Raw genomic sequence first — 3653 nt, 5'->3', positions numbered from 1 at the left:
GAAGCGACCACCGAAGCCCGCCCCGAGGTGGCTGCGGGCGATGCGGCTCGCGGTCTTCCTGCCGCTGGCACTGGCCGGCGTGGCGGCGACCAGCGCGGTGCCGACGCCGGCCGCGATACACGTGTACCTCGGCGCGGACGGGGCCATGTATCTGGGCGCCGACACCCTCAAGGGCTCGCTGGCGTGGGTGGCGACCCGGGACGGCCGCACGTTCGATCCGAGCAGCGAGCCGGTCGGCACGACGTCGCCGCAGTGCTCCCTGGCCGCGCCGGTGACCTGCTACCGGGTCGTGCCCGAGCGGATGGCGGTGGAGATCCGCACCGGGACCGGCCCCTGGCAGGAGAGCTGGGGACCCACCGAGAAGCAGATGGACGAGCTGTACGACGCCTACCCCGACCGGGGCTCCTTCAGGCTCGAGTCGGAATCGCTGGCGGTGCTGGACGTGCCGGGCGGTCATGTGGTGGCGGTCGCGAACCGGCGGGACGGATTCGCGGTACGGGAGGTGGACGGAACCTGGCGGCGGATCGGCTTCCCGACCATGCCCGACGATCCCGCGCCGGTCGAGTTCGGCAAGGAGGCCGCCGGCATGTTCACGTTCGTGCTGGTGGTGCTGCTCGGCGGCCTGTTGCTCAGCGCCGTGCCGGCCTGGCGGGCGCACCGGCGGGGGAATCCGCACGTGTGGTGGTTGCTGCTTGCCCAGGTCTGCTGCGGAGGGCCGGTGCTGTGGATCGCCTTCGACGCCATGCGCAAGCACGACCCGGTGACGAGTTTCGGCGTCACCGGGTCGGTGCTGGTGTTCCTGTCGGCCTCGACGTGCACGGCGCTCGCGATGGCGTTCGCCTGGGCCGGCCGTACGTCCGTCAGAGATTCTTGAGCATGTCCTCGAAGTTCGCGGTGAGCGCGAACGGATCGGTGACCACCGCGGGTTCGCGGCGTTCGACCTCGCGGGCGAGTTCGGCGGCGGCGCGGTCGATGCGGCCGCGCAGGGGGCCCTCGACCGAGTTGGCGCCCCAGTCGTCGCTGGCCGCGAAGACCGAGGTCGGGATGATCGCCGCCCGCAGGTAGGAGAAGAGCGGCCGCAGGGCGTGCTCCAGGACCAGCGAGTGGCGGGCCGTGCCGGCGGTGGCGGCGAGCAGGACCGGCTTGTCGACCAGGGCGTCCTTGTCGAGGACGTCGAAGAACGACTTGAACAGTCCGCTGTAGCTGGCGGAGAACACCGGGGTGACGGTGATCAGCGCGTCGGCCGCGGTGACCGCCTCCTGGGCCTGCTTGAGGGCGGGCTTGGCGTAGCCGGTCAGCATGTTGTCGGTGATGTCGTGGGCCAGGTCGCGCAGCTCGACGACCTGGACGTCGAGGTGGACGCCGAGCTGTGCGGCGGCGCGGCCGCCCGCCGCCGACAGCTGGTCGGCGAGCAGGCGGGTCGACGACGGCTGGCTCAGGCCCGCGCTGATGACGACGAGCTTGCGCTGCTTCATGCCTTCACTTCTTCCTTGGCGGCGTCACGAGCCGCGAGCAGGGACGCGTGGGTCGGGGCGTCCGGCACGTGGGCCGGCTTGAGGGACGCGAACTCCTTGCGCAGCACCGGCACGACCTCGGAGCCGAGCAGGTCGAGCTGCTCGAGGACGGTCTTGGTGGGCAGGCCGGCGTGGTCGAGCAGGAACAGCTGGCGCTGGTAGTCGCCGACGTACTCGCGGAAGCCGAGCGTGCGGTCGATGACCTGCTGCGGGCTGCCGACCGTGAGCGGCGTCTCGCGAGTGAAGTCCTCCAGCGACGGGCCGTGGCCGTACACCGGGGCGTTGTCGAAGTAGGGGCGGAACTCCTTCACCGCGTCCTGGCTGTTCTTACGCATGAACACCTGACCGCCGAGGCCGACGATGGCCTGGTCGGCGGAGCCGTGGCCGTAGTGCTCGAACCGCTGCCGGTAGAGCTGGACCATCCGCTGGGTGTGCGACGCCGGCCAGAAGATGTGGTTGGCGAAGAACCCGTCGCCGTAGTAGGCGGCCTGCTCCGCGATCTCCGGGCTGCGGATCGAGCCGTGCCAGACGAACGGCGGGATCTCGTCGAGCGGGCGCGGCGTGGAGGTGAAGCTCTGCAGCGGCGTGCGGAACTTGCCCTGCCAGTCGACGACGTGCTCGCGCCACAGCTTGTGCAGCAGCGAGTAGTTCTCGATGGCGAGCGGGATACCGGCGCGGATGTCCTTGCCGAACCACGGGTAGACCGGGCCGGTGTTGCCGCGGCCGAGCATCAGGTCGACGCGGCCGTCGGCGAGGTGCTGCAGCATCGCGAAGTCCTCGGCGATCTTCACCGGGTCGTTCGTGGTGATCAGCGTGGTCGCGGTGGACAGCTGAAGGGTCCGCGTCTGCGCGGCGATGTAGGCCAGCGTGGTGGTCGGCGACGAGGAGAAGAACGGCTCGTTGTGGTGCTCGCCGAGCGCGAAGACGTCGAGGCCGACCTCCTCCGCGTGCTTGGCGATGGCGACGATGTCCTTGATGCGCTGCGCCTCGGTGGGGGTCCGGCCGGTGGTCGGGTCCGTCGTGATGTCGCTGACGCTGAAGATTCCGAACTGCATGACCCGCTCCTGGTGCCTCGGCCGGGGCTTCCGACTTTCCCCGGTACTGCCACGCTCAACGCGTTTGACTGCGCAACTATTTCAGATTCAAATAACTTTGACTACGGCGGGGGTCACAGCCAGCGCGCTGACGGTCATGAAGACGACCAGTACGCCGATCTGCCCGGTGTCGCCTGCGAGCCAGACCAGGGTGCTCGTCGCCATAGCCGCCATGACCAGCAGAAACGCACCGAGTACGGAGCTCGGCGTAACCCTGGCTGCCGTCAGCGCGACGGCCGGGCAGATCAGCGCCGTGGCCACCGTCACTCCGGCCGCGGCGGTGTGATCGATCAGCACGGTCAGCAACCCGGTCGCCGCCAGCGGGGCGATCAGCCACCACCACAGCGCGCCGCCGCCGGACCGCCACAGCCGCCACACCGGTACGGCGGTCAGTACCAGGCCGCTGAAGAGGAAGGCCAGCGGGAAAGCGGGTGAGCCCGGCTCCTCCTCCGGCTCCGGCGTCAGCGACGCCAGCTCGGCCGGCACCACACTCGCCGGCAGCCCCGGGAAACCGATCCGCTTCCATACGCCGAGCCGGTCCCGGACCGCGAACCCGTCCCTGCGGTTCGCCACCACCACGACGTGACCGCCCTCCACCTCCAGCACGGAGAGCGACACCGAGCTGAGGTCGTGCGTGCCGTAGACGTCCGCCAGCCCGTCCCGGTCCCGCTCGCTGATCCGCCAGCTGTCCGCCCAGCGGGCGTCGCCCCGGTCGCTCTGCACGGCCAGCGCGCCGGTCACCACCCGATAGCACGTCGCCGGCTCCGCCTTCGCGCAGAACACCGGCTCCGCGCCGGACGGCTTGCGGGACTCCTGCCAGGTGCGGCCGCCGTCGCGGCTCACCGACCAGTCCTGGCCGGTGTCCTTCGCGCCCAGGTAGAGGGCTCCGTCGTCACCCGTCATCACGGTGTGCGCGAGCGGCTTCGGGCCTGAAGCATCGGTATCACTCGTCGCCGCCACACCGAACAGAGCCACCGGCAGCACCACGGCCAGGCGCAACGCCCGTAGCCAGCGCCGGGCCAGCGGGTCGGGCAATGGCCGGTGG

Annotated in this window: 4 protein-coding genes; 1 reads left to right on the top strand and 3 read right to left on the bottom strand. The window is 70.6% G+C overall.

Going from position 1 to position 3653, the window contains the following annotated elements; genetic code table 11:
* On the top strand, positions 1–874 hold an 874-nt coding region (locus CLV67_RS50745; protein WP_211304179.1), incomplete at its 5' end, for a hypothetical protein.
* On the opposite strand, the gene CLV67_RS50740 is transcribed toward CLV67_RS50745, so the two are convergent.
* The 3 genes from CLV67_RS50740 to CLV67_RS52570 all read right to left on the bottom strand — a co-directional run.
* Positions 861–1475, bottom strand: a complete 615-nt coding sequence (locus CLV67_RS50740) for an FMN reductase (protein WP_106331190.1) — start codon at positions 1473–1475, stop codon at positions 861–863. The two genes, CLV67_RS50745 and CLV67_RS50740, sit on opposite strands and share 14 nt — an antisense overlap.
* Positions 1472–2569, bottom strand: a complete 1098-nt coding sequence (locus tag CLV67_RS50735) for an LLM class flavin-dependent oxidoreductase (protein ID WP_106331189.1) — start codon at positions 2567–2569, stop codon at positions 1472–1474. The genes CLV67_RS50740 and CLV67_RS50735 overlap by 4 nt, the downstream gene beginning before the upstream one ends.
* Before the next feature lie 87 nt (positions 2570–2656).
* Positions 2657–3653 (bottom strand): hypothetical protein (locus CLV67_RS52570; RefSeq protein WP_170154327.1); only part of this gene is annotated, 997 nt, incomplete at its 5' end.

Source organism: Actinoplanes italicus, from assembly GCF_003001815.1.
Taxonomy (GTDB): domain Bacteria; phylum Actinomycetota; class Actinomycetes; order Mycobacteriales; family Micromonosporaceae; genus Actinoplanes; species Actinoplanes italicus.
This window is presented reverse-complemented; position numbering and strand designations above follow the sequence as displayed.